This window comes from Parvibaculum lavamentivorans DS-1 (assembly GCF_000017565.1).
In the GTDB taxonomy this organism is placed as follows: Bacteria; Pseudomonadota; Alphaproteobacteria; order Parvibaculales; family Parvibaculaceae; genus Parvibaculum; species Parvibaculum lavamentivorans.
Map to the genome: position 1 here is coordinate 1,297,539 of NC_009719.1, position 25,012 is coordinate 1,322,550.

Here is a 25,012-nt window from a genome sequence, read left to right on the forward strand (position 1 = left end):
CAGCGCGATATGTATCTTTGCTTTCCCCGATATAGGTGTTAAAAGCCAGCGCCAACACACGATAAAGTGGCTCAGCGTTCCGGGCCCAGGAGGTTGGCAGTATGATCCGTGAAGCCTTGACGTTCGATGACGTTCTACTGCTGCCTGCCGCTTCCACGGTCCTGCCCAGCCAAGCCGATACCCGCACTCGCCTGACGAGGACGATCAGCCTCGGCATCCCCATCATCTCCGCCGCCATGGACACGGTCACCGAGGCCCGCCTTGCCATTGCCATGGCGCAGGCCGGGGGCATCGGCGTTCTCCACCGCAACATGGATGCGGACGTGCAGGCCGAGCATGTGCGTCAGGTGAAGAAGTTCGAAAGTGGCATGGTGGTGAACCCTGTCACCATCGAGCCGGATGCAACCCTCGCGGATGCCTTCGCCCTGATGGAGCACCACGGCATCACCGGTATTCCAGTGGTCGAGCAGTCGGGAAAGCTCGCGGGCATTCTTACAAATCGCGACGTGCGTTTCGCCACCAATATGCTTGAGCCCGTCCGCAATCTGATGACGAAGGAAAACCTCGTCACTGTGGAGGACGGAGTCAGCCAGGATGACGCCAAACGGCTTCTCCACAAGCACCGCATCGAAAAACTGCTGGTGGTGGATGAAGCCTATCACTGCGTCGGTCTTATCACCGTCAAGGATATCGAAAAGGCGCAGCTGCATCCCAATGCAGCGAAAGATGAACAGGGCCGCCTGCGCGTCGCCGCGGCAACGACGGTTGGCGACGAAGGTTTCGCCCGTTCCGAAGCGCTCATCGCAGCCGGTGCCGACGTCATAGTGGTCGATACCGCGCATGGACATTCAAACCGCGTCTCCGAGGCCGTTCTCCGCATCAAGAAGCTGTCGAACAATACCCAGGTGATCGCGGGGAATGTCGCCACTGCCGACGCCGCAAAGGCCCTCATCGACGCAGGCGCCGATGCAATCAAGGTCGGCATCGGCCCCGGGTCGATCTGCACCACGCGTATCGTTGCCGGTGTTGGCGTACCCCAGCTCACCGCCATTATGGATGTGGCGGAAGCGGCCCAGAAATCCGGCACCCCCGTCATCGCCGATGGCGGCATCAAATTTTCGGGCGATCTTGCAAAGGCAATAGCGGCCGGTGCTGATTGCGCCATGCTCGGCTCGCTCTTTGCGGGCACCGAAGAAAGCCCCGGAGAAGTTTTCCTGTTCCAGGGCCGTAGCTACAAGGCCTATCGCGGCATGGGCTCGGTCGGTGCGATGGCGGTCGGCTCCGCAGACCGGTATTTCCAGCAGGACGTGAAGGATTCGCTGAAGCTCGTCCCGGAAGGCATTGAAGGGCAAGTACCTTACAAGGGGCCGGTTGCCGCGATCATCCACCAGTTGGTAGGCGGCCTCCGTGCCGCCATGGGCTATACCGGTAACGCGACCGTGAAGGATTTCCAGAAGAATACCGAGTTCGTTCGCATCTCCTCGGCGAGTCTTCGCGAAAGCCATGTCCATGATGTGACGATCACCCGCGAAGCCCCCAACTATCCCGGCGGTGCAAGCTGACCGCGGCCCCCGGACCGGGTCTCGTATCATGACGCCCGGCGCACGTCTGCAATCCGCGATAAGCGTTCTCAGTGACATCTTCAAGAGCGGCCGCCCTGCCGACCGTGTCTTCGACACATGGGCGCGCTCCAATCGCTATGCAGGGTCCAAAGACCGCGCGGCAGTAAGCGATCTTGTCTTCACGGTTTTGCGCCGCCGAGCTGAATTGACCGCTGCCGTCGGTAGCGATGATGCGCGCCTTCTCGCCTTCGCTGCCCTCACTCTCGGCGCGGAACAAGGCGTTGACGAGGTCGCGGCTTTGGCCGATGGCGCGCGCCACGCTCCGGAACCTCTGAGCCCGGAAGAACAGACCGCGCTGTCCATGGCGGTATTACCCGGAGAGAGTGCTCCCCCCTGGACCAGATTTAACTACCCCGAATGGCTCCATCCCGAATTTGAAGCAGCCTTTGGTAACGGGCTCGAGCGGGAGATGGCCGCTTTTATGGAGCGAGCGCCCACTGATCTTCGGGTCAACACGCTGAAAATGAAGCGGGAGAAGGCGCTGGCGGCTCTCACCGGCGAAGGCCTTTCCGCCGAGGCCACCCCTTGGTCGCCATGGGGGCTCAGGCTCACCTCGCGGGGCAATGTCCTCGGCCTTGCCACCTTCCGTGATGGCATTGTCGAGATTCAGGACGAAGGCTCGCAGCTCGCCTGCCTGCTCGCCGGTGCGGCGCCGGGCGAACAAGTGGTTGATCTTTGTGCTGGCGGTGGCGGCAAGTCGCTGGCGCTCGCGGCCATGATGAAAAATCACGGTCAGATTTACGCCTGCGATACGGACGCCCGCCGCCTCTCCGGCCTCACCCCTCGCGTTCGCCGCGCCGGCATACGCAATCTTCAGACCCGCGTGCTCGGCCCTTTCACGCCGGATATGGCGGACAAAGACCTCGCCGGCCTTGCCTCACACGCGGATTGCGTCCTTGTCGATGCGCCCTGCAGCGGCACCGGCGCGTGGCGTCGCAGCCCCGGCGCACGCTGGAGCTTGAGCCCCGAAATGCTCATGGGGTACCGGGCGGCACAGGCCGAGGTGTTGACGCGTGGTGCCCGCCTAGTCCGTCCCGGCGGCAGGCTGGTCTATGTGACCTGCTCCCTGCTTCCCTCGGAAAACGAAACCCAGGTCGAAGCTTTTCTCGCCGTCCATCCGGCATTTACGCCCCAGCCATGGGCGTCCAACTGGCCCGAGCATGTGCCGCTCCCGCCCGCACCGCACGGCAACTGGCTTCGTCTCACGCCTGCCTCCACCGGAACGGACGGTTTTTTTGTCGCCATTCTGCGGCGGGAGGCGCGCTCATGACGCACCGCCTTATCGGGCTTGACGGTTACGGGCTGGAATGGTCTATCGAAGGTCACCCCCTCCACGGGCCTGGACGTATGACGGCCGTTTTCCCTCAAGGTTTTTTCCGCTTGGCGTGTCTGCCTGCATGGCTGCTCGCCGTCGCACTGCTGTGCGTGCCCTTGGACGCATATGCCGTGGATGCACGTTCGGAGCGCGCCTCCCTCAACCTTGCGTCCCGAGGAGTCGAAGCCGCGGCCACAGGGCGTTTGCTTGATGCCCAACGTCTTCTTGAGGAGGCGATGGTGGTGAACCCTGCCAATACCCGCGCCATCACGGAACTCGGCAACGTCCATGAGGCGCGTGGCAACGCGAAACTCGCGCGCAAATACTATCGCCTCGCTCTGGAGATAGATCCGGTCGCGCCCGATGCCCTAAGCAAGCTTGCATTGCTCGATATTTCCGAAGGCAATCGAGCTGCGGCGGTAGGGGCGCTACGCAAGCTGCAGGTCATCTGTCCTGCTTGTACGCAAACGCAGAAACTTTCCAGCGCTCTCAGCGCCGGGACAACGTCCCCATCCGATGTACCCTCCTCAAATCCGTAGACGGGCCATGACCGAAGACCGCATTCTTATCGTCGATTTTGGAAGTCAGGTAACACAGCTCATTGCGCGGCGCGTTCGCGAAAGTGGTGTCTATTGCGAGATCGTCCCCTTCAACAAGGCGGATGAGATGCTCGACACCTTCGAGCCGAAAGCGATCATTTTGTCCGGTGGTCCGGCCAGCGTCACGGTGGAGACGGGACCTCGCGCCTCCCTGCGTGTATTCGAGCTCGGTGTTCCCGTTCTCGGCATTTGCTATGGCGAGCAGACGATGTGTGTCGAACTCGGCGGCAAGGTTGAGGGCTCGGACCATCAGGAATTCGGCCGCGCTTCCATCGAGATCGTGGAGGAGTGCGCGCTGTTCGAGGGGCTGATGAAGGTCGGCGACACGGAGCCGGTCTGGATGAGCCACGGCGACCGCGTCGTCGCGCTCCCGGAAGGCTTCAAGGTCGTCGCCATCAGTCGCGGCGCTCCCTTTGCCGCCATAGCCGACGAGACAAGACGCTTCTATGGCGTTCAATTCCACCCGGAAGTGATGCATACGCCGCGTGGCCGCGACATGCTCTGGAATTTCACGCACAAGATTGCCGGCTGCTCCGGCGACTGGACCATGGCCGCATTCCGCGAAACGGAAATCGCCAAGGTGCGCGCGCAGGTCGGCAAGGGGCGGGTAATCTGCGGCCTCTCCGGCGGTGTTGATTCATCCGTCGTCGCCGTGCTGCTTCATGAAGCAATTGGCGATCAGCTTCAATGCGTCTTCGTCGACACGGGCATGATGCGTGCTGGCGAAGCCGAGCAGGTCGTAAGCCTCTTCCGTAACCACTACAACATCCCGCTTGTCCATCGCGATGCGAGCGACCTGTTCCTCGGCAAGCTCGAAGGCGTCAGCGATCCGGAGAAGAAGCGCAAGATCATCGGTGCCACCTTCATCGACGTCTTCGAAGAAGAGGCCCGGAATATTGGCGGCGCGGATTTCCTTGCGCAGGGCACGCTCTACCCGGACGTGATCGAAAGTGTCTCCTTCACCGGCGGCCCCTCGGTGACGATCAAGAGTCACCACAATGTCGGCGGTCTGCCCGAACGCATGAACATGAAGCTCGTGGAACCGCTGCGCGAACTCTTCAAGGATGAAGTGCGCGAACTTGGTCGCGAACTCGGCCTGCCGCCCGATTTCGTCGGCCGCCACCCGTTTCCCGGGCCAGGTCTTGCCATCCGCATTCCTGGCGAGATTACGCGCGAGAAACTCGAAATTCTTCGCAAGGCCGACACCGTCTATCTCGAAGAAATCCGTTCGGCCGGTCTCTACGACGAAATCTGGCAGGCCTTCGCCGTGCTGCTGCCCGTGCGCACCGTAGGGGTGATGGGCGATGGCCGGACCTATGACTACGTCTGCGCACTCCGCGCCGTGACATCGACCGACGGCATGACGGCGGACTACTATCCGTTTAGTCACGAGTTTCTTGGCCAGGTTTCCACGCGCATCATCAACGAGGTCCGAGGCATCAACCGCGTAGTTTACGACGTAACGTCGAAACCGCCGGGGACGATCGAGTGGGAATGATTCAGGCCCATCCGAGGGTATCCAATGCTACGCCATGATTTCCGTTAAGTATATGATATAAAACGAAAAACTCTTCTACATGTTTCGGCGTCTATCGCCGGGTAAGCGTCACAGGTGACGGACTTTTTGGCGGTCCTCACAAACTTGCTCAATTGATCTTTTGAAAGTACCGTCAGGGGCATGAGAGCCGCTGACGGACTTTTTTTGGCCATAACACATTGGGAATTCAGATAAAAATTTCCAAATGATGGGCCAAAAACGGCTGACGTACTTTTCAGTGGCTTTCTCCGCTTTCGATCCTGTTTCGGAGGGAAGAATGCTCACGGACGCTGCCATTAAGGCTTTGAGACCACGCGATAAAATGTACAAAGTGACGGACCGTGACGGGATGTACGTGTTGGTCTCACCGACCGGCGCGTTGACCTTCCGCTTCGACTACCGTTTGAACGGGCGCCGGGAAACGGTGATTATTGGCAGGTACGGCCCAACGGGCGTTTCGCTTGCGCGCGCCCGCGAGAAGCTGATCGAGGCCAAACTGATGATTCAGGACGGCGTCTCGCCTGCGTTCGAAAAGCGACGCGAGAAGCGCCGGATCAAGGAAGCCAAGAGTTTCGGCGAATTTGGCGAGCGCTGGCTGCAAGACGCGCGAATGGCCGATAGCACCCGCGCCATGCGCCGCACCATCTTCGAGCGCGATATTCTGCCGACATTCCGGAACCGGCTCCTGCACGAGATTCTGCCTGAGGACCTGCGAGCGATGTGCGAGAAGGTGAAGGCGAGAGGCGCACCGGCGACGGCGGTCCATGTCCGGGACATCGTGAAGCTGATCTTTGCCTTCGCGATCTTGCACGGCGAGAAGGTTTCCAACCCAGCCGACGAGGTTGGCCCATCCTCGATCGCAACCTTCGTGCCGAAGGATCGATCGCTATCCCCCTCGGAAATACGCATCATGCTCACCCAGCTCGAGCATGTCGCGACTTTGCCGACGATACGCCTCGGAATGAAACTGTTCCTGCTATCGATGGTGCGAAAGAGCGAATTACAGGATGCCGTGTGGGACGAAGTCGATTTCGAGAACGCGGTTTGGTCGATCCCGAAGGAGCGGATGAAGCGCTCGAAGGCTCACAACGTCTATCTCTCGCAGCAGATGCTCGACATTTTCATCGCTCTCAAAACCTGCGCGGGAAACTCGAAATACGTTCTGCCGTCACGTTACGACGCCGACGCCCCGATGTCGCGGGCGACGTTCAACCGGATCACGGTGGCCGTGGTGGAGCGCGCCAAGAAGGAAGGCTTGCCGCTGGAGGCATTTACGATCCATGATCTCCGGCGAACCGGCTCAACCTTGCTGAATGAGGTGGGCTTCAACAGCGACTGGATCGAGAAGTGTCTGGCGCATGAGGATGGACGGTCCTCGCGGGGCATCTACAACAAGGCCGAATATGAACACCAGCGCCGGCATATGATGCAGGAATGGTCCAATCTGGTGGATGCGTGGGTCGCTGGTCAGAAATACACGCCGACCCTTTATCCGCCGAGGATGGACCTGCTTACGCCCGAGTTTGATGCCTGACAGGCCGCGTCTTGCGGAGCTGTACGTCGGGAACAGGTGCACGCTTCACGGCCTTGGCTCGTGAAGCCCGGCGCCGGTCATCGAGCCAGGCTTCGACCTCTCCAAGATCCCAAACCACGCAGCGGGAGGTGAGGTAGAAGCGCTGAGGAAATTCGCCGCGCTGTTCCATGTCATAGATCGTTGTGTCGGCGAGAGGTACGATTTCCCGAAGTTCATGCCGTCGGATCGTACGTTTCGCGATTGCTCGGGCTGGCTGCGCCATCTGAAAATCCTTCATCAGTTCTGCTTGGATGAATGAAGGCGATAGATGGCGCTGATAAAAGCTCGAATTGATGGGCGTAGAACTGCGGCGTGTTGTGGCGTGCAAATCGGACAAACGGAGGCGCAGCACGACCGATACATGCTGATTTTGGAACGACCTGTCCTCAAATCCTGTCGGGCAAGGCGACATATTGACTGTTCGGCCCATCACTTCTGACAGCCATGTAGTCGTTGTTGGACACGAGGTAGGCCAACGGACGTGTCAGGCTGAACGGGAAAAGCACGGGTAGTGATTGCAGACTTGGAATTGCCAACGGCCTGCCCGCATTCCGCACGGCCGCTTCGATCAGCCATACCGTAAGTTCGTCGTTCTCCACAACGGCGGGGGCAAGACGGAGGACACGTTTGCCCTTTTCAATCCGCTCCACGGCACCCCAGCCGGCCTGACTTTGGATGACCATATTGGTCATTCGGTAGGTGCCTTCGCGCTCCCCGTAGGCTTCGCTCATGCGCCGATGGATTTCGGCTGACGCGCAATCACCCTGGAGGGCGGACAAGCGCCCGATCAGTTCGGCAACCTTGCCGAAGAAGGGATAGGTGGCAACGGCCATGCCCCAGTGCATTGCTGTGACGGGCACATCCGGGTGCGCCTTGAAGATCGCCGCACCGCGATCCGCAAAGTCCACCAACTCAACGCGCGGGTCCAGCCACAGGCGTTTCAACACCGTGCGTGTCTTCGTTCGCGCGGCGGCCCCCAAACCGGCGGCATCCAGCAATGACTCCAGATCTTCGAGCTTGGCTGTACCGGCGCGAACTTTCAGCGCGGTCGTTGCCCATTCGAGGGCGATGAACCGATCAAAGCCTATTCGTGGAGCCAACGTCATCATTCAAAACTCACCCAGCTCCATTCACATCTGAGACCCTCACGAAGGGGACGACCAGTTCCTCGACCGACACGCCGCCGTGGACGACCACCTGATCACCGTTCGGAACGAAGGCAGTGCGCCCGCCAGCGAAGAGAGGTTTGAAGTTCGCTGGCAACCCGGCGATGTCCAAGGCGACCGTGCCCGGGTAGGCCATCGCGGACTCGGCGCGCAACGGATCGCTACGATAAACCCGCACCCGCTCGCCACGTGTTTCCGCGATCACTCCCTGATTGGGCCGGCCTATGCCGACAGCATCGACATTGCCGTGATCCGCGGTGACGTAGATGCTGAAACCTTCGCTCAGCAGGAAAGAAAACAGGCGCTCGACAAAACCGGAGCCGAGCCAGCGCCCGATCCACAGCGCTACATCTTCCTTGGAGCGCTCTTTGTGTAGCCGTTCATCCACCTCATCGATTACCAGCCCCAAGACTTTGGGCTTGCGGCTCGCAATGTCGGCTTCCAGGGCGTCCAGTTGCTCGACCTGATGCAGTGCGCGCTGGTATATCACCTCGCTGGACGCAATACCGCCTTCGTTTTGCCAAAACGCCTTCCACAAGGCTTCTTCCTTGTTGGTGTGGTCTATCGAATCGTCAAACTCGCGTGGCCGGAGGCCCGAGAACAGCGCCTGACGGGATACCGACGTCACCGTGGGCAACCACGCGAAAGCCGTGCTCTCGTCGAATGCCAAAGGCTGCTGGTTGGCGATCAGGTGTTCCCTGATCTGTACCCATTGATCGAAGGCCAACCCGTCGAACACTAGCAGCGCCACCTTGGCTTCGCCCGCACTACGGCGCTGCCGCAGGAAACGCGGAACGTGATGCACCATCACCGGGCCTTTGATCGTCGGTTGCAGGATCAGGTCGGCGTAGTGGCCGGCGGCAATCCACGCCTGCAACCGTTCGTCGGTCAGCGCCTGGATCGCCTTGAAGCGCTCCCGGATCGCGACCATCCTTTCACCGGCATCCTTGCCGGGCAATTCATGAACCCGGCTCAGCATCTCGCCATAGCGTCTTGCGAAGTCGCCCCAGAACTTGTGCGGGGCGTCCGCTTCCGGCACCGCTGTGGCAAGCGCCTCGATGCCTTTTTCCGCCAGCGCGAATTGCGACCAAACATCCTCGACGATGCCTGCTTTGATCCAGCCAGGCACGGCGGTGGGAACGTCGGATACCGCCAGCGGATGCAAGCTACCGTCGAGGAACAACGAGTCTACGATGGTGCGCACGTCGGTGTGATCGAAGGGAATCTCAATCGCTGTGCCGATCTCGCCTACGCCAAAGGGCGGCGGATCGGGGTCGGACATACGCCTGCCTTCCAGTTTCAGCTTTTCCAGATAGAGATACCAGGCGTCCTGCACCACGCGCAGAAGCGCGCTCCTGGATGACAGCCACTCCGCAACCGCGTGGCCGACGAGTAAACCTCTGCCGCGCAGGATGGCCGCCACATGCTCGGCGAACGGCTCCGGCAAAGCGCGACCGGCAAAGTGCAGTCGCAGCACTTCGCGCCAGAAGTCCACGGGCGCGCGGATAGATCGCGGCGTCAACTGATAGACGTGTTCGAGAATGAAGTCCTTCGACTCGCTTTCACCGCGCGCCGACTGCAACTCGGTCTGATGGGCGTCGAACAGGATTTCCAATCGTTCCGGTTCCACCTGCCGGACCGCGCTATAGGCCAGCTTGGGGAACAATTCGGCAAGATTGAGCCGTACCGCAGGGCGGGCGTTATGCACGATGTCCCACGGCAGATCGTTCGCGTTGTCGTGCCGCAGATGTACGATTAGCGCCGGAGATGGCGGCTGCTCGTTGCCATCCCACGCTGCGCGATACCGTTCCTCGTACTCCGCGCGGAATCCGAACGGATCGTCGTATCCCATCACCTCGAAGCCACGGGCGCGCAGTTCGGCCAGCAGCTTCTCGTCCAGCAGCACGCCGTCTGGATCGCAGGCCACCCACAGCCGGGAAAGATCGGCCGTGAAAGAGCCAAGAATGCGCTGATGCCATTGGCTCATGACGCACGCTCGCTGGTTTTGCCGGCTGCGGCGTCAATCCGCACCATCGCCACGGCATTCAGCTCCGGCACGCTGGATTGCATATCGTCCAGCGCGGCCAGACGTGCCTCGTGCTCGGATTGCAGACGGCGGCGGCGGAACTGGCGCACGGCCGGTAGACCGATGCGTCCAATGGCCTGATTGCGAACGTCGAAGGCGTAGGTGGCGCGATCTCGCTCTTCCTTGATACGGGCGCGATGTTCGTCCGCCAGCGCCGCGAACAGGGCTTCACCCTGCGCGCCGGCCACCGCGAACGATGCCTTGAACCAGCCCACCGAAGCCTCCGCGTCCGCCACCGACTGCACGGATACGGTTTCCGTCAGCAGCAAATCCCAAACCCGCTTGGCGGTAGGCACAAAGGGGCGGCCTTCGTCATTTATGAAGACTGGCAGGAAGCGCTTGCGGTTCGCACCCGGCGCCGCCAGCCCGATCTCCCACAGCGACCAGATACCGTTGACCGAGTCGGGCAGGCCCGTCACCCGGATCACCGGCAGAGGCTGGCCCGCAACGAAGCGCGGCACGTCGCCGATGATCGCCCGCGCGCGCGGATCTTCCATCGTCAGCCATTCAGCCGCCGGGTTTTCGCCTGCCGCGCGAGCGTCGAAGCAGGCCTGTGGCGTCTCGGCACCATCAGCCCAGCGCACGTGCCAGAGGCTGCCATCTTGGGTCGCCGATCCGCCGCGTACTGCCAGCCCGTTGACGACGGCGCGTTCCAGCCAGAATTGAGCCGGGTGGTCACGCCACTTGCGGGCCTGGTCCGCATCGAGATCGTGCGGCACGGCCAGCAGATCGCTGTTCCGGTTCGATTCCGCCAGCGTGGTCCGCAACTGGGAGACCACGCTGTCGCATTCGCGCTCGATGGCTTCGGGATGCTGGAGGCTCTGCACGAACAGTTCATCGAACACCGGCTCCACTTCCGCCGAGTCCATGACGTCCGCGGCCTTGTCCACGCCGAACTCCTCGGCGATGACGGCGAGCTTCTCCTCCAGTACCTGCCGGACACGGTGTTCCACCGTGTCTTCCAGCACGAAATTCAACGCCCGCACGACATGCTTCTGACCGATACGATCCACGCGGCCGATGCGCTGCTCAATGCGCATCGGGTTCCACGGCATGTCGAAATTGACGATGACGTGGCAGAATTGAAGGTTCAGACCTTCGCCGCCCGCGTCGGTGGAAATCAGCACGCGAGCGTCCCCTGCGAAAGTCTGCAAAGTCCGGGTGCGGGCTTCCATGTCCATGCCGCCGTTGAGCGTGGCGACCGTGAAGCCCCGGCTTTCCAGATAGTCCGCCAGCATGGCCTGCGTGGGCACAAACTCGGTGAACACCAGCACCTTCAGCGCCGGGTCGCCTTCTTCCTGTTGCAGCTTGTAGATCAGCTCCAGCAGGCTTTCGGCCTTGGCGTCCGTCCCGGCGGCCTCGGTGGAGCGCGCCAGCGCCAGTAGCGTCTCAACCTCCGACTTCTCCAGCTCCAGACCATTGGCTTGCAGCGCCAGGTCTACCTGCGCTTCGCCGTCGAGATCGGCCCATTCGTCCGGGCTGAGCGTGTCGAACAGGCGCGCTTGGGTCTGCGGCGTGTCCAGCACCGCCTGGCGCTTTTCCAGCGTGGCGCGGATTGCGGCGGTGCTGGATGTCACCAGTCGCTGCATCAGGATCATCAGAAAGCCGACATGGCGCTGCTTGGCCGCCAGAGCCTGGTTGTAGCCATGGCGCACATAGTCGGTGACGGCTTCGTACAACTGCTGCTGCGCCGCGTGCCGAGCCTGCCAGGCGACCGCGTGCAAGCGCGTGAGCCGGGGTCGGAACAGCGGCTGGCCTTCGGCATTGATCGCAGCGCGCTTTTCGGTGCGGATCACAAAGGGCTGCACGCGCTCGTGGCTGACGCTGCCTTCATCGGGGAAGGCGTCCCGGTCCAGCAACTGCATGAGGCGCATGAACTGGTCGGTCTTGCCCTGGTGCGGCGTGGCCGACAGCAGCAACAAATAGGGCGAGGCTTCCGCCAGCGCTGCGCCCAGCTTGTAGCGCGCCACCTGTTCGGTGCTGCCGCCCATGCGGTGTGCTTCGTCGATGATGACCAGATCCCAGGCCGCCGACACGAGATCCTCGAAGCGTTCGCGGTTGTAGGTCTGGATCTGGTCCAGGCTCCAGCCACGCCGCGATTCCAGCGGCTTCACCGAATCCAGCGCGCAGATTACCTGGTCGTGCATCCGCCACGCATTGTCTTCCGCGCTGTCCCCGCGCCATTGCCGCAAGGCCGCAAGCGATGAAGGATCTACGAAGTGGAGCGGCTCGCCGAAATGCTGGCGCATTTCCGCCTGCCATTGCCGCACCAAGCCTTTGGGTGCGACCACCAGGATGCGCTTGACGCGACCGCGCAGTTTCAGTTCGCGCAGCACTAGGCCCGCCTCGATGGTCTTGCCCAGACCCACTTCGTCGGCGAGCAGGTAGCGGATGCGGTCCTGCCCGACGGCACGGTTCAGCGCGTAGAGCTGGTGAGGCAACGGAATGACGCTGGATTGGATGGGCGCCAGCAGGAGGTTGTCTTCGAGCGCGTCCTGCAATTTTGCCGCCGCCGTGGCGTGCAGAATCTGCCCCACCGTGGGCCGCACGCTGGAAAGCACCGCCAGTTCCGTCGCCCGTGCGCGGAGCACGGCGTCTTTCGAGGGCAGCCACACACGGTAGGCCGCTTCACCCCATAGCGCCAGTCGCTCGACCACGCGGCAAGGCGTAGCCTGCCGCGTGTGCCAGCACCAATCGCCGATGTCGAAGCCGCCCCCCGTCACGGATTACGCCCCGTCTTCGGTGCGCGTCAGCGCCATGTCATAGAGGGTGAGCAGCCGCTCATCCTCTTGCAGGGTTGCTTCCGGCAGCTTGTGGGCGATGCCGAGGATGGTGGCGTAATCCTTTACCGCCCACGCCGCGTTAAAACCTGCCCGCAGCACTTCCAGCCGCGATTCCTTGATCTTGCGGCCGGTGAACGCCTTGTAGGTCTCGAACTCCTTGAGCAGCGCCTTTTCGCGCTTCTTCTCCAGGTCCTGCGCCTTGTTCGGATCGGGCACATACCAGCGGTCCTGCGCGCGGGCGTTGAGGCGCGGATCGATTTTCTCCAGGCCGCGCAGGTCGTGGTAGTTGGTCGAGAGATAGCGGTGAATCTGGCTCGGTACCTCGCCCGCGCCGTCGAAGCGCAGGAAGTTGGCTTCCAGAAGCGCCGAGAGTTCCGGTCGAGTTTCGTGCTTTTTCCAACCGGCGCCCAGTTGCCTGATGAACTCCGGGTGGATGTCCTGATAGGTGGACGGCCGGGCTCTCAGGAAGTCCGCCACCCAGTCGATAGCGCTGCGCTCGTCGGAGACGAACAGTTCCATCTGCGGCGCCTGCGCGGTCTGTGCACGCTTCTTGTCGTACTCCGTCACTTGCTCCGGCAGGAAGACCATGCCGTCGCGTTCGGGGAAGCGGTTGCGAAGGCCGGAAAGAAACTCGTCGCTGGACAGCGGCACGGGCGCGTCATGGCGCACGAACCAGGCCACCAGCCGGTCGTAGATGCGGCGCGGGTCGCGCTCGACGATGAACTCCAGCTCGGCGTCTTTAACCTTCGTGACGGAGAGATGCCGCAGATGGGTCTGCACAAAATCCCACGCTGAATCTACCGTCGCACCGCTCTTCACGAAACGATCTTCCAGCCCGCCATTGGGCTTGTAGGCGGAAATCACCAAGTCCTGCTTCACGACATTTGGCGAAGTGACCTGCTGAAAACTACCCTGCACTTTGTCGAGGGCGGTCACCTCTGCAACCACAAATCCAACCTGCTGTAATGCTACTTGAATAGCGTTCCATACCGACGCGCGACTGTTTGAGAAAACAACCGTCATCCAACGGCCAGGCTTCAGTACACGGTGGTATTCGGAAAAGCACGCGCGCATGAGATGTTGATACTCAGGGATTCCCTTTTCTCTCACTCGATCAACAATCGCCTCGGGGCTCGCATCAGTAAGAACGCGATGCCAAGATTCGACAAGGATATTTAAGTCGGCGTAGTAGATATTCTCTCCAAACGGTGGGTCCGTAAAAATATAGTCAATGCTCTCGTTATTGAGAGGCAATTTCGTTGTGCTCCCGCACGAGGTCATGCTCATATTTTCCTGTGCACGGCTCACGGAAAACGCTGAGGTCAATCTCTTTATTTTGTTTTTATATGCCGTGAATGGATCGGCCTCCGAAATTAAGGAGGGGACGTAAAAAACACCAGAGAGAGGATTGTATGGGAAGGAAACTTCTGGCCTGTATCTATTAAGTATAGACAAATTGGTGAACTGACTGTCTAGCCAATATTTGATTTCGTTACGCAAACGTCCGTCGGTCAAGTTATTCGCTTTTTCCCAGAGATAGGACAAAGCGTAACCGGCCCTAGGCAAATACATATGGTGAATGCTGCCCGTATTTGTCGTCCGCATTCGCCCAACGCGCGTCATCTGACAATCGGGCAGCTCAACGGTCGGCAGATTTTGAGGGATGCTGAGCTTGTAGATCTTGTCAAGAATTGCCAGATCATTCTGATCTGGAGTTTTGGTGAACGAAGATCGTCCGATAGAATACTTGATTAAGACCGGAACACGTTCCGGCCGTTTATCTACCCGATTATGCGGCGCATCCATAAAAGACTCGAATTTCAAATCCATGTTCTCTTTGGAGGATTCAGCCCCACAATGAGAACATGTCACTTTATCCCGGACCTTGTTTGCTACTGGATCGTAAGCTGCATTGAAGAATACGGTCTCTCCCGAGCAGGATCGGCAGATGAAGACTTCGCTCCAGACGACATATGCAATATGAGCTTCTGTGCCGTCTGTGTGCTTTGTCTTATACATCCAGCCGATTTCGCGTTCTGCGTCATGCAGCAACGTCTCCGCTGCTTTTGCAAAGCCAATGACATCAAATGGTTGATTGTTGTTGGTGGCGATGAAAGTAGCGGCAGGCGAAAGATCGTTCAGCACGGCGCGGCGAGCGCCCCATTTGGGGGCAGTGCGGCCTTCCTTCTTCCACGTCAGCTCCAAGTCGTGCCGGTAACTGGCCGGGGCCGTGCCGCACCATTGCGCGGCCACGCCGGTCATGCCCGAACCGGCAAAACCGTCCAGCACCACATCGCCCGGCTGGGTGTAGTGCAGGATCGACGGCACGATGGCCAGGTGCGGCACCTTGGTGTGGTAGCTGTGCGCTTTATAGATGGCATCGGTCTTGCCAACGCTCACGTCGATCGCCAGCGGCTCGCGGCTGTATTTCACCGCCGGGTCGTAGGGCTTGCCGTAATGCGCTACGAACTCCGCCAGCCACGGGTTCGGGCAAGCGGTGTAGTATGGCGGGTCGGACATGGCGAGGATGGCCGCGTCCGATCCCTTCGGAAACCCCTCCTGCTTGCGGAAGGTCGGGTCTTGCAGCTTCTCGGCCAGCAGCGTTAGGAAGTGCGCGCGCCGCGCATCGTCGCTGGCAAATGTCTGGCCGAGGCATTCGACCGGGCCACTTGTTCCGCTGTGATGATTTTGCAGTAGGTCGTTCATATCAGCCCATCTTTTCTTTATTCGTCGCCAGACGATTTGCTGTCACCATTTTCGTCAGCGTATTTTTTCATGCCTTCCCGCAGGATTTCGAGGAAGGTGTGGTTCCTGCCTTCGGCATCAGCGATGATCGCATCGAAAGAGACCACGAAGGTCGGTGTCGGGATGACGCGGCCATCAGGATGTGGCGTCTCGAATTCCTGATAATAAACCCTGCCCTTCGAGAAAAAGGGCGTCCACTTAAGTTGCCTTAAGCGAAAGGCCATTGTGTCGTTGACGTTCATAATCGCGTAGTACCAAACGCGCTGAATGTTCGGACAATGCGCAACGAGCTTGCCGGCGCGGTCCAGAAGCTGATTTACAGCGTAGGAATTGTCTTTCTCGTCATCCGTCTTCTTTTTGATCTCAACTACAACGACATCGACCGGCGTCGTGTCGTTGGGGTCTGCCGAGAAGATCATCGCAATATCCGGCCGGCCTGTGTCTCCTACGATTTCGTCATCCAAGCGTATGGCATTGATGACGGCATCCATGCTCTTCTCGCTCAGAATGGTCCTGAAAACCATGAACTTGTCATCGAGCAACCAGGCATTGTTCTGGTAAACTTCCGACGGCATGGAGCTTTGCGAATACTCCTTGAAGCGGGGAACGATCAGATTGTGTATTTCGGATTCCGCGTTTCCGCCCGTCATCTCCTTCATTCGCCGAATGATTTTATCCCGATACAGGATATATTCGGTCAGCGTTCGGGAAGACATCTCCAATGATTTTTCATATGAGGCGTCGCTCAGTTTTTCGGACTGAAGTATTGCCTTCTGTTCTTTGAAAAATCGCTGTTGCGCGATCGACAGCGCATCGTCCCGGTCGATCAGGCCAACGGTGTCGGCCTCAAAAAATCCGAGCAAATGCGGGAATTGCTCTTCAAATGTTTCTTTGGTTTTTTCATTCCGCTCGGTGATCTGCGGGATATTCTCCGCCAAAACCTTGCCCAGTTCGCGGCGCAGAACGCGAAAAAGATGAGCCTCGGGCGTTCCCTCGGGCAGAACAAGCCTTTGCCGGGAGCTGTCCGCATTCGAGTGGAAGAGTTCGGACTCGAAGAGAAAGACGCAGAGATAGCCCGGCGGAAACGACGAAGGGGGAATCAGGTTTGCCGGTATCGTTCGGCCGTCGATGCTGAAGGCGACGAGGGAACTTCCTTTCCCCGATACGGGGGCAATATGATAGTGCATGTCAATGGTCGAGATGGCATCAAGTGTATCATCCTGGATGGTAATCTTGGTCATTGCCGGCAAATCAGCCGGTGTTATTTCGGCTGCCTGAGGGAAGAACTCCTTTTGCGCGTTACTTTCGTTAGTCGTCAGATTTATAGAGATCTTGAATGCCTTGCCTTCGCGCTTGCGCGCGTCAAGCGTTGGCAGAAATTGCTCAATCAGAAGCGGCTTAAGTGCATCCGGCTTCAGGTCGTCGTATGACTTAACACGCTCTTTGGCGAAGCCGCTGAAAATCAGCGAAGTTTTCGCTTCCTGTTGATCTGCAACGGCCTGCAGCGGCGCATTGCCGTCGAAGCCGTCCTTGAAGGTGAAGGTTCTCCGCCATTTTTCGCGAGCGCTATCAACATCCACACGAGCGAAATAGTTGAGGAAGACGAGGCGGCCGATGCCCTTGTGGAATTTATCTCTTGGCCGCAGCAGTTTCCGGAACCGCTCAAAATTCTCGTCGGTGAAGCCATCGCCGTTGTCCGAAACGGTAATTTTCAACGTGTCTGGCTTGTCGAAAGCTTGAACGTCGATATCGATCGACACGTCGGTCGCGCCCGCATCCAGCGCATTGGCCAGCGCTTCAAAATAGACGAGGGTCAACGACGGGTTGGGGAAAAACAGCCTGATCGCCCCGGAGGTTTCAATATCCATTTTCTTCGTCCGGCTTGGCCGCGACCTGTTCGTGCAGCAGCTTGAGTTGGATGCCCGCTTCTGTGAGCACGTAGCGTTGCCGCGACGAGCGCGGCTTGTCCGGGATAGTTGGGCGCAGTACGCCGCCGGCTAGGAGCGGCTCCATATGCGTGGCAACGAAGTGCGGTCGTTGGCGATAGCCGGCGTGAGCCATCAGTTCGGCCAGCGAGCGCGGGACATCGGCGTAGCCGACGATATGCCACTGCACCTCCGTCAACCGATCAAGTGACCGATCAAGTCCGGGCTGTTCCTGTGCAACTTGTTCGGTGACTTGATCGGTAGCGCCTGCCACCACCGTTTCCGCGCCAGTCGGTTGATCCGTGGTATCTTCAGCCGTTTCGGCGGCGAAGCGGGTGCGCAAGTGAGGGACCAGCCGCCATGTGTGGGCCGCCTCGCCGAGCGGTTCCGTCAGCACTTGCACAGTCAGGCGCTGCGCCAGATCCAGCGCCTGCGCGCCAGTAAGACCAGTCAGCGCCTTGATGTCCGCTACATCGACCTGGCCGCTGCGCAGCAGGAAGGCAAACACCGCCGCCTCGTGCTCGGACAGGTGTGCGCCAAGGCTTGCCTGCGCAAGAAGCTGAGCTTCAGTAATGAGCTTTACCTTGCACAAGCGCAGGCGGAAGCTTTTTTCGGCCCTGCGGTTCTCGATCTCAGGCGGCAGGTAGCCCAGTTTGCGCCAGCCGTCGAAGATGGCGCGCACGCCGGTGCCGCCCTGATCGGACAGCCCGATGCGGCGGAAGGCGCTGACGATGCTGGGGTTGCGAACCTCCTTATCGCCCGGATCGAGCAGTTGCTCGCGTGAGGCAAAGGCGTCGCCAGGATTGAAGAACTCGGTCTGGTCACGGAAGAAGCGGATGACCGGCACACGGGTGGTGTCGCCGAAATCCTGATGGATCAGCAGATTGATCGCGGCTTCGCGGAAGGAGATGTAGTCGGGCGGGTCGTCGTCACGCCGCATGGTGGTCGCGTCGACGGCAAAGGGGCGCTCGCTGTGGCGGTAGTAGAACTCCACAATGGCCTGCCAAGCCTTGATAAGGTTGTCCTCCACCGAGAGGCGGTCGGCCCAGCGGACGGTGGAATCATATTCAGTGCTGGCATTGCGGTAGAGTTGTACGTCCGTGACCATGCGCGGCAGTACCTGCCGGACATATTCACCGCTGCCCAGCACCAGAATGGCGGCGCGGCTAGGGCGCAGCACGCCGCCTTGCTCGACCAGAAAGCCCCAGTTCCGCAGGAATGTGATGTCGTCAGCAGCGGTGTCTTTGCCGGGGTTGCTGGCGGCAAAGCGCGCACGATACCAACGCACAGAGGCTTCGTCGAAACACCGGCCAATATCCACATCGAGCGTTTCGGCGTCGTAGCGGATATTCGACGCATCACGAATGAAGCGCAGCAACTCATCGCCTGTGCAGGTGTCATCGCGCCCACCACGACGAATGTGAGCTTTTTTCGGATTGCCGTCGAGATAGACCGGTTTCTGATGCCGCTCGGCTTCGGGGATATAAAAGGCCAGAACTGTGCCTTCGGCCAAGTCGTGAACCGTGCCGCCTATGGGCAAAAATACGCTGACTTTGTTTGAATCTCGAACTTGGCCCAGAAAGTCGTTTTGTATTTTATCAGCATCGGTCACGCCGGTGACGGTAAATGTGCCGTTGGCCTGCTTGACGCCGAACACCAGGTGCCCGCCTTCCGTGTTGGCGAAGGCGCTGACAGTCGAAAGCGCGTCCTTGGGCACAGCCCAGGCTGCTTCCTTGAATTCGATGTCGTTCCATTCGATGGATTGGAGCGCGGCGACGAGGTCGTCTCTGGTCATGGCGTCACTCGATCACGAACCGGAGTTTGGTTGCGTCCTTGCCCTTGCCCCGCTCGCTGATGAGCGCGTCGAACCGCTTGCGCAGTTCATCCGGCGTGGCGGGCGAGCCTCCTTGCAGCAGGGCTTGACGCAGTTCGTCTGCTTTGACCGTGATCTTCTCCAGCCCGGACAGTGCTTCCTGCACGGCGTTGGCGAAATCGGTGGTGACAGGCTCCGGCAGCTTGCGCGCGGCGAGGAAGGCATCGATCAGAGCCTTCGATGCGGCCGGCAGCAGGCCCAGGCTGTCCTGCGTGAACGGGTCTTCCAGATTCTCCAGCAATGTCTGCTGCCAGTTGGCCTGCAACTGGTCCAGATCGTCGTCCAGCTTGTTCAGGCGACTGGCGGCAGGCAGCAGTTCCAGTTGTTCGGCGGATGGCCGGAACTGGCAGTGGGGGCATACCGGCGTTCTGAGCAGCGTCGGCTCGTCCAGCGCGGAGCAGCTTTTCAGGCCGTTGAGCGCGTCCTCGAAGCCGGTGAGCTGACTGGTGGGCATCAGCGAGACGCCTGCCAGCACGCGCAACGATAACAAGCGGTCGTCGCGGCGCAGTGCATTGCGTGTCTTCTCTTCGGCGACGCCGAGCCGCGCTTTGCTGTGGCTGGCGATATAGGCGGTGACGTAATCCTTCTTGAGCCCGGCGAGAGTCTGACGGCCTTCGCCGAGGATGGCGGCGGCGCGTTCCGCTGTGCGATCCTCCGCCAGCTTATCGAACAGGGCTTTGCGCGCGGCTTCGGCCTGCTTCACCCAGTCGTGGCCGGGCTGCAAGATCATCTCCGCCTGCGACAGATAGGATGCGGCGCCCCCCAATTCTCCGATCAGTTCCAACAAACGCTCGACGCCGGCGAGCACGTCCAGATTTTTCTTCTGGATGTCGATGTCTTCCTGCGTGGTGCGCAGGTTTTTGAGCTTGCCGACGGTGTTGTAGGGAGACAGGGATTCTGTAAATTTCTTGAGCGCATCCAGCCGCGCGTACCAATCCTTGGCTTCTTCCTCGCGCAGCAGGTTCTGGCCCCAGAAGGCGAGCTTGCCCTGCTGGAGATCGGAGCCCGCCCTGAGCACACGCGGCACCAGGGCGCTGATCTTTTCCTGCAATGCGATGACCGGTTCGGTGTCGCCTTGGCTGGCCTTCTGGGCCAGGCCAGATGGCAGATCGAGCAACTCGAACAGCGCACGCAGCACCGCGAGGTTGATTTCCTTGGGCGCCTCGATGTGCTTGAACTGCTTGAGTTCATCGAGCGAGCGTTCTGCCAGCAAGGAGAGCTTGCCGGAGTCGATCTTGTCGCCGGTGATCGCGAGCACGATGTCGCCGGAATAGGCCAGTGCGCCCAGCACAACGACCAGCAGATCGGGCTCAAGCCGGTGCTTGGCCGGGGAGAAATACTCCACATCGGTCGCACCGGCGACGAGTTCGTTGCGGTTGAGCACCTGCCCATGGCCCTTGGCCTTGAGACGGTTCAACACTTCCTGAGCGTAGCGGGAGCTCGCCGGGTCGATACGTTCGCCGTCGAGCATTTCCAAGGCATCGAGGACCGCGGTAGCGTCCTTGGTGCGCGTGCCGCCCGCCAGCGCGCGCAGCGTACTGGCAATCAGGGATTTGCGGTTAGCCTCGGTGACGAGCACCGGGAACTTGGGATATTCGGGCGCGATGTCGGCGAAGTGCTGGGACAAAACCAGGCCCGAGACGATGTTCACAATGTCGCGGAAGTTGATCCTCTCCTCAGGCCCCAGGCGCGCGCGGTCGCGCAGTGAGACACCTTTGGCCCAGTCTTGCAGCGTCTTGGCCTTGCCCTGATAGGTGACTTCAAACGCGGTCAGCTGCTTTTCTTGCAGCCACTTGCTCATGGCGCGCAGGGCGTCCTGCGCCTTGGACTGATAGACCGCCTTCGCACCGCCACTGGCAGTGGAGCCCAGGTCGAGCGAGGCAGCGTATTGGGACAGATGGCGCCTGTAGCCCTCGTCAAGCGCTTTCAAGCGAAAGAACACTTCATCCGGCTGCTGCGAGTAGGTGCGCTGTCCCTTGTCGAAGGGCTGAATGAAGTAGATGTAGAAATCACGCTCGGGCTGCGCGGTGGGACGGTCGTTTGGGCCTCCGAAGAACAAATAGCCCAGGCGTTCGACGCGGTGTTCCTGCCATTCGATCTGGTATTGCCAGATCTGGAAGCCGGGGTAGCGAAGATCGTCGCTGCACTCCATCAACGTCTTGACGGCGCTATAGTAGGCGCGGTCCAGAGCGTCGTCTGACAATGCTTCGGCGCGCTTATCGATCTGGGCGTCGTAGTCGACGTCTTTTTTGAGATCGAGGTAATACTGCTCGGTGTCGGCGGCCTTGGAGATGAACTGGCCGTTGACGGTCTTCAGCACCTCGCGCATCACGGTCTGAACCATCGACAGCAGGTTCTCGGCCGGTTCGCCGGGCATATCCCCGACACCAGGTTGGAACAGGCACAGGGAATCGCGAAGCTCTGCGGCGGTAGGACCAATCGGGATGTGGATGTCGCCGCCGGTGGTCAGGCGATGCACAGCCAGGCCGTTGACGACGCGCAGCGCCATCGGTTTGTAGGTCGGCCGCGTGAATGCCTGCTGGATGCGAGATTCCAGCACTTCAGAGACGCGCAAGACCTCCTTGATGTTGGGATCGGCGCGCAGCACCTGGTTGCTCTTGACCGTATTCCAGAAGCTTTCGTAGGCGATGAGTTGTGGCCGATCAGTTGGTACATCCTGATCGAGAATGGCCTGCATTGCGGCTTCGATGGTCTTGAGTGCGCCACGTTTTTCGGTGAAGTGAATCTGCTCGAAGGTCTTGAGATAGTCTGGGTGGACCGGAAATAGCCGGACATACTCGTCCATACGCTCGTTCATCGATCCGTAGAACTTGGCGAATGGCTTCAGATATTCGCGAATTTTATTCTGCTGGTCGGCAGACTTCTTGAGCAGACGCGCGGATACGACGAAGCTCACGTCCTGGCGGTCGATCAGGATTTGCGTGAAGCGTTCATTGACGCGGCGTATGCTGTCGGCCACGTGCTGGAACCTTCCGCTATCGAAGATGGCTTCCTGCACACCCGCAACGAAGCGGAATTTCAAATGCTTGGCGACTTCGCCGATCTGACGCAGGATGGCTAGGTCGAGCACCAGTTCGTGATCGCGACGCGATTGCAGATATTCGAGGAACTCGTCCACTACGAGCAAAAGCCCCTGATCCGGGAACTTCTCGCCGAACGCAGCCATCATCTCCTCGAAGGAGTCCTTGTTGTTCAGTTCCTGATCAGCGCTTGGGAACGTGAAATCGACGCCGAGTTTCTTGAGGAATCGTTCGATCTGCTGGGTGATGATCTGGCGCAACGGCATTTCAAGACCGCCGACCTCGATGCGCAGCACCTTGAAGCGCCCCGCGATGGACGCGACCGCATCCACCACTTTGGGGTGTCGGATCATCGGCGCATAGGCGGCGTCTTCGGCCACCAGCGATAGCACCGACATCAGGTGCGATTTACCGGTGCCGTAGTTGCCGACGATGAGCACACCCTTGTGATCGACAGATTCGTCGAAGCCGAGCTGCGGCACCATGAGCTTGGCAATGCGCTCGGCCATGTCATCGGAGATGACAAACGTCGAGACGAGCTTCTTGGCTTCGTTGGGACGGTCGGCGTCGAGCAGTTGAACGACCGACTCGATTTGCTCGAATTGAATAAGATCTTTGTACTTCATATTCCTGACCTTCGAGTCCCCTTATTGACGTTGCGCCGTTTCAAAGACGACGACGCCGTCGCGGCTGTAGTCGCGGTGCTCGGGATGTCCCATGCCGGTGTAAATCAGCCGATCGTTGTGTATTTCACCTGGCCATACCGCGATGACCGGACGTGAGTGCGCCAGCAGTTTGATGACGTTGAGTGGATTGACCTTCAGACTAGGCTCAAAGAGCACTTCGAGGTTGTCGAGCAGCAGCGGAGCGTCACCGCTCACGCCATCAGTGATTTCGCGGAGCAGTTCGTTCGTCGAGAAACCGCGATCAGAGACGGGCGTGACCGCTAAGCGACGTCCGAGCGTCACGCCGACATTGAGAGGCTTGGCGTTCAACCGGCGCGCCAAAGCGCGCAGAAGGCGCGTTTTGCCGCTGCTGCCGACGAGCAGGATCAGCTTGCTCTGGAGATCGTTGATTTCCTCGATGAGCCGTTCAAGCGCAGGGAGCTTGGCCACCTCTGCCGATAGTGCGAACGCATGGGTCATTGCCTCCCCTCGTCCGGCTTGGGCTTTTCATCCTGCTCACCGATGCGTGCGGCGATCCATCGTTCCAGCTCGGCGCGGCGGAAGCGCCACACACCGCCTAGCTTGAACGCCGGAAGCTGGCCATTGGCCGCAAGGCGATAGACCGTGCGCCGACCTGCTTTCAGGTAGGTGGCGACTTCCTCGATGGTGAGGATTTCATCGGACTGCTCGATCATGGGATTGCCGGCTTGTTGGTAGTTATTTTGTGTTACACTGGCATAAGTTGGCAAGAATCGGCAAGCTAGAAAGGCGATAAGATGATGGTTTTCGTCATCGCCAATAGCGGTTGATCCGCTCAGGCGAGCGTAATGGCGCATGGAGGCGCCGGATACGCTCATCATGCCCTGGGTGACAGCCTATGGCTGATCAGGACCAGTCCGCCTTCGTGTACCCGAGGCGAAGCCGGGCTGCCCGGAAATTGTCCAGGTGGGAGTATGAACTTTCGACATCTGCGTTATTTCGTTGCGGCTTCCGAGCATGGGAGCTTCCGCAAGGCGGGCGCCGCGCTGGGCGTCCAGGAGTCCACCATCAGTCGCCGGATTCGCGACCTGGAAGACGGGCTCGGCTCGGCACTGTTTCACCGTCACAGCGGCGGTGTATGTCTGACCGTTGCCGGACAGCGGCTTTTGTCGAAAGCCCAAAAGGTTCTTCGATACATCAATGAAGGCGCGGAGATCGTGGACGCGGTGGGGCGCGGCACGGAAGGTCAATTGCGCGTCGGCATCTTCTCGTCCCTGGCATCGGGGTTCCTGCAAGATCTTCTCCGGACCTTCGCGGCAGAGCACCCTGGCGTGCATGTCGAGGTTGCCGATGGCAATCCCGCAGAGCATGTCGCCGCGATCCGGCAGTTCCGGTTGGACATCGCCTTTCTGACGGGGACGTTGGAGTGGCCCCGATGCGAGACCACCTACCTCTGGTCGGAACGTGTTTTTGTGGTGCTGCCGGAAGCACACGCCCTTGCCCGCAAGGAGGAGGTGAAGTGGCATGATCTGGCGCACGAGACCTTCATCGTCAGCGATGTGCCGCCGGGCCAGGAAGTCCATGACTATCTGGTTCAGCGGGTCGCCGATCTCGGCCATCACCCGAAGATTCAGGCGCAGTTTGTTGGGCGCGACAATCTGTTGACGCTCGTCGCGATCGGCAGCGGGCTAACGGTCACGAGCGAGGCGACGACAGCGGCCCATGTGCCGGGCATCTGCTATCGGCCGATCATCGGTGAGGTCCTTCCCTTCAACGGCGTGTGGTCGCCAAAGAACGACAATCCGGCGCTCAGGCGCTTTGTCAGCATGGCGAAGACGATGGCGCGTCGTCAGGGCGTGGATTTATGAACTGGCATCGCCCGCGGGCTTCGCGCGTCGGGCCTTGGCGAACCCGCGATCGGTGGCGATGAAGCGCTCCAGCATCGGTACGATCAGCTTCACGGGATCGCGCACAGGCTGGCCGGTCTGCCTTCCCAGCAGCTCGGCATATGCCGCGAGATCCCGGTGAAGCGATGCGGGCAGTTCCAGCGTCGCCTTCACCGGCTTTTCCTCGGTGATCGGGCCGAGCTTCAATTTCGTCATG

17 protein-coding genes are annotated in these 25,012 nt (G+C 60.1%); 6 read left to right on the plus strand and 11 right to left on the minus strand.

What is annotated here, in order from left to right:
• Positions 1–101 precede the first annotated feature (101 nt).
• The 5 genes from guaB to PLAV_RS05975 all read left to right on the plus strand — a co-directional run bounded on the left by guaB (position 102) and on the right by PLAV_RS05975 (position 6,607).
• The gene (guaB, locus tag PLAV_RS05955) at positions 102–1,562 is read left to right on the plus strand and encodes an IMP dehydrogenase (RefSeq protein ID WP_012110054.1); all 1,461 of its coding nucleotides are present in this window, start codon (positions 102–104) and stop codon (positions 1,560–1,562) included.
• A gap of 28 nt (positions 1,563–1,590) precedes the next feature.
• Entirely contained in the window at positions 1,591–2,892 is a 1,302-nt protein-coding gene (locus PLAV_RS05960) for an RsmB/NOP family class I SAM-dependent RNA methyltransferase (RefSeq protein ID WP_012110055.1), read from the plus strand.
• Positions 2,889–3,476, plus strand: coding sequence for a tetratricopeptide repeat protein (locus PLAV_RS05965; RefSeq protein WP_012110056.1), 588 nt, complete (start codon positions 2,889–2,891; stop codon positions 3,474–3,476). The genes PLAV_RS05960 and PLAV_RS05965 overlap by 4 nt, the downstream gene beginning before the upstream one ends.
• Complete coding sequence (guaA, locus tag PLAV_RS05970; protein WP_012110057.1) at positions 3,454–5,034, plus strand: glutamine-hydrolyzing GMP synthase; 1,581 nt, start codon at positions 3,454–3,456, stop codon at positions 5,032–5,034. Before PLAV_RS05965 ends, guaA begins: the two co-directional genes overlap by 23 nt.
• 316 nt (positions 5,035–5,350) lie before the next feature.
• A complete protein-coding gene (locus PLAV_RS05975; protein ID WP_012110058.1) occupies positions 5,351–6,607 on the plus strand; it encodes a tyrosine-type recombinase/integrase in 1,257 nt (418 codons plus the stop codon).
• Here PLAV_RS05975 and PLAV_RS05980 read toward each other — a convergent pair.
• The 10 genes from PLAV_RS05980 to PLAV_RS20055 form a co-directional block, all read right to left on the minus strand.
• Positions 6,585–6,869: a helix-turn-helix transcriptional regulator gene (locus tag PLAV_RS05980; protein ID WP_012110059.1), complete on the minus strand. Its 285-nt coding sequence runs from the start codon at positions 6,867–6,869 to the stop codon at positions 6,585–6,587. The two genes, PLAV_RS05975 and PLAV_RS05980, sit on opposite strands and share 23 nt — an antisense overlap.
• A 163-nt stretch (positions 6,870–7,032) precedes the next feature.
• Entirely contained in the window at positions 7,033–7,755 is a 723-nt protein-coding gene (locus PLAV_RS05985; RefSeq protein WP_012110060.1) for a hypothetical protein, read from the minus strand.
• Positions 7,756–7,762: 7 nt separating this feature from the next.
• Positions 7,763–9,799, minus strand: coding sequence for a BREX-3 system phosphatase PglZ (gene pglZ, locus PLAV_RS05990; RefSeq protein ID WP_012110061.1), 2,037 nt, complete (start codon positions 9,797–9,799; stop codon positions 7,763–7,765).
• Positions 9,796–12,555, minus strand: a complete 2,760-nt coding sequence (locus PLAV_RS05995) for a helicase-related protein (RefSeq protein ID WP_245545183.1) — start codon at positions 12,553–12,555, stop codon at positions 9,796–9,798. The genes pglZ and PLAV_RS05995 overlap by 4 nt, the downstream gene beginning before the upstream one ends.
• Before the next feature lie 69 nt (positions 12,556–12,624).
• Positions 12,625–15,387 carry a DNA methyltransferase gene (locus PLAV_RS06000; RefSeq protein ID WP_012110063.1) on the minus strand — a complete coding sequence of 921 codons (2,763 nt, stop codon included), beginning with the start codon at positions 15,385–15,387 and terminating at the stop codon, positions 12,625–12,627.
• 17 nt (positions 15,388–15,404) lie between these two features.
• Positions 15,405–17,294, minus strand: coding sequence for an ATP-binding protein (locus tag PLAV_RS06005; RefSeq protein WP_012110064.1), 1,890 nt, complete (start codon positions 17,292–17,294; stop codon positions 15,405–15,407).
• Positions 17,284–19,146 (minus strand): RNA-binding domain-containing protein, encoded by a 1,863-nt coding sequence (locus PLAV_RS06010; RefSeq protein ID WP_012110065.1) that lies wholly within the window; start codon positions 19,144–19,146, stop codon positions 17,284–17,286. Before PLAV_RS06010 ends, PLAV_RS06005 begins: the two co-directional genes overlap by 11 nt.
• 4 nt (positions 19,147–19,150) lie before the next feature.
• Positions 19,151–22,891, minus strand: a complete 3,741-nt coding sequence (locus PLAV_RS06015) for a DUF6079 family protein (protein ID WP_012110066.1) — start codon at positions 22,889–22,891, stop codon at positions 19,151–19,153.
• 21 nt (positions 22,892–22,912) lie between these two features.
• Complete coding sequence (gene brxF, locus PLAV_RS06020; protein WP_012110068.1) at positions 22,913–23,410, minus strand: BREX-3 system P-loop-containing protein BrxF; 498 nt, start codon at positions 23,408–23,410, stop codon at positions 22,913–22,915.
• Positions 23,407–23,790 (minus strand): helix-turn-helix domain-containing protein, encoded by a 384-nt coding sequence (locus PLAV_RS20055; RefSeq protein ID WP_425357294.1) that lies wholly within the window; start codon positions 23,788–23,790, stop codon positions 23,407–23,409. The genes brxF and PLAV_RS20055 overlap by 4 nt, the downstream gene beginning before the upstream one ends.
• Before the next feature lie 93 nt (positions 23,791–23,883).
• On the opposite strand from PLAV_RS20055, the gene PLAV_RS06030 reads away from it, so the two are divergent.
• A complete protein-coding gene (locus PLAV_RS06030; RefSeq protein ID WP_012110070.1) occupies positions 23,884–24,777 on the plus strand; it encodes a LysR family transcriptional regulator in 894 nt (297 codons plus the stop codon).
• Here the strand turns inward: PLAV_RS06030 and PLAV_RS06035 are convergent.
• On the minus strand, positions 24,772–25,011 hold the full coding sequence (locus PLAV_RS06035; protein ID WP_012110071.1) for a DUF2274 domain-containing protein: 240 nt from the start codon (positions 25,009–25,011) through the stop codon (positions 24,772–24,774). The two genes, PLAV_RS06030 and PLAV_RS06035, sit on opposite strands and share 6 nt — an antisense overlap.
• Position 25,012: the final 1 nt, after the last annotated feature.

Bases quoted from the DNA above. Each gene is read 5' to 3' on its own strand.
- guaB (WP_012110054.1), top strand. From the start codon at position 102: ATGATCCGTGAAGCCTTGACGTTCGATGACGTTCTACTGCTGCCTGCC.
- PLAV_RS05960 (WP_012110055.1), top strand. From the start codon at position 1,591: ATGACGCCCGGCGCACGTCTGCAATCCGCGATAAGCGTTCTCAGTGAC.
- PLAV_RS05965 (WP_012110056.1), top strand. From the start codon at position 2,889: ATGACGCACCGCCTTATCGGGCTTGACGGTTACGGGCTGGAATGGTCT.
- guaA (WP_012110057.1), top strand. From the start codon at position 3,454: ATGTACCCTCCTCAAATCCGTAGACGGGCCATGACCGAAGACCGCATT.
- PLAV_RS05975 (WP_012110058.1), top strand. From the start codon at position 5,351: ATGCTCACGGACGCTGCCATTAAGGCTTTGAGACCACGCGATAAAATG.
- PLAV_RS05980 (WP_012110059.1), bottom strand. From the start codon at position 6,869: ATGGCGCAGCCAGCCCGAGCAATCGCGAAACGTACGATCCGACGGCAT.
- PLAV_RS05985 (WP_012110060.1), bottom strand. From the start codon at position 7,755: ATGATGACGTTGGCTCCACGAATAGGCTTTGATCGGTTCATCGCCCTC.
- pglZ (WP_012110061.1), bottom strand. From the start codon at position 9,799: ATGAGCCAATGGCATCAGCGCATTCTTGGCTCTTTCACGGCCGATCTT.
- PLAV_RS06000 (WP_012110063.1), bottom strand. From the start codon at position 15,387: ATGAACGACCTACTGCAAAATCATCACAGCGGAACAAGTGGCCCGGTC.
- PLAV_RS06005 (WP_012110064.1), bottom strand. From the start codon at position 17,294: ATGGATATTGAAACCTCCGGGGCGATCAGGCTGTTTTTCCCCAACCCG.
- PLAV_RS06010 (WP_012110065.1), bottom strand. From the start codon at position 19,146: ATGACCAGAGACGACCTCGTCGCCGCGCTCCAATCCATCGAATGGAAC.
- PLAV_RS06015 (WP_012110066.1), bottom strand. From the start codon at position 22,891: ATGAAGTACAAAGATCTTATTCAATTCGAGCAAATCGAGTCGGTCGTT.
- brxF (WP_012110068.1), bottom strand. From the start codon at position 23,410: ATGACCCATGCGTTCGCACTATCGGCAGAGGTGGCCAAGCTCCCTGCG.
- PLAV_RS20055 (WP_425357294.1), bottom strand. From the start codon at position 23,790: ATGATGAGCGTATCCGGCGCCTCCATGCGCCATTACGCTCGCCTGAGC.
- PLAV_RS06030 (WP_012110070.1), top strand. From the start codon at position 23,884: ATGAACTTTCGACATCTGCGTTATTTCGTTGCGGCTTCCGAGCATGGG.
- PLAV_RS06035 (WP_012110071.1), bottom strand. From the start codon at position 25,011: ATGACGAAATTGAAGCTCGGCCCGATCACCGAGGAAAAGCCGGTGAAG.